Genomic DNA, 611 nt, shown 5'->3' on the forward strand with positions numbered 1-611 from the left:
GTTTAGCACTGCCTGTTGCGGTGCCAGCAGTGCTAATTCGCGAGTGTTGTGGTCGCCTGTGACAGCTATTATAGTATGGCTAGCGAGCGGTTGAGCTTTAACCCAGCCGATAAATCGCCCAAGCTCGTTATTTGCATAGCGGAACGAGGCAAATAAACCGTCAATTCCATTTTTGACGCCGTCAGCCGAGCGACCGAGTAGCTTTTTTTCCTCCTCGGTAACCTCTACATGCGGTGGATTAGCAAAGCCTGCATAGGGCGGATGAAATGATGTAGATAGGGCGACTAGCACTAGCTTTTCTCCAGCCTTGTCAGCCTTAGCAAGACGTTCTCTAATCCATTGATACATGTATTCATCAGGCACACCCCAAGCCTCTTGTCCTACCTTAGCTTCGGGGTATGTAGCACAGAGCGTTTGTAAATCAACAAACTCGGACACGCCTATCTTTGGCAAGAAATTGTCTAGGTTCTGCCACGCACCAAACCCAGAGGTAACAAATATAATTTTATAGCCATTTTCCATATAGGGCTTAAACATATTGCTTACAAAATCATAATTGTTTTGCACCCTTGAATGAGTGATATTCATACTGGGAGCACGTAATAATAATC

Annotated in this window: 1 protein-coding gene; it reads right to left on the minus strand. The window is 45.5% G+C overall.

Annotated features, from left to right (window positions below; all coding sequences use genetic code 11):
- On the minus strand, positions 1-588 hold a 588-nt coding region (locus AC1MDJ_RS08405; RefSeq protein ID WP_479690458.1), incomplete at its 3' end, for a sulfatase-like hydrolase/transferase.
- Positions 589-611: the final 23 nt, after the last annotated feature.

The organism is Candidatus Termitispirillum reticulitermitis, from assembly GCF_054655775.1.